Here is a 284-nt window from a genome sequence, read left to right as displayed (position 1 = left end):
GTTAAACCTTTTGTGATTGGCAATAAAAATGATGCCAATGACGCTCTCGCTATTGCTGAAGCCTCATTAAGACCAACCGTTCGTTTTGTTGCGGTTAAATCGACAGAGCAACAAGACATTCAATCACTACAACGGATTGCTGAACGATTGGTAAAAACAAGAACCGGTGACGTGAATCAGTTAAGAGGTTTATTGTCTGAGTACGGGGTAGTGGTTGGAACGGGTATCACGACTTTGATGAACGCAGTACCTGATATCGTTGAAGATGCGAATAATGAATTAAC

At 41.5% G+C, this 284-nt stretch carries 1 protein-coding gene; it reads left to right on the top strand.

Annotation, left to right across the window (positions count from 1 at the left end; translation table 11 throughout):
* Positions 1-284 (top strand): transposase (locus tag Q0794_RS18145; RefSeq protein WP_298944286.1); only part of this gene is annotated, 284 nt, incomplete at both ends.

The organism is uncultured Psychromonas sp. (assembly GCF_947489755.1).
Lineage (GTDB): Bacteria > Pseudomonadota > Gammaproteobacteria > Enterobacterales > Psychromonadaceae > Psychromonas.
Note: the sequence above shows the minus strand (reverse complement) of the source record. Positions and strands in the feature narration are given on the sequence as shown.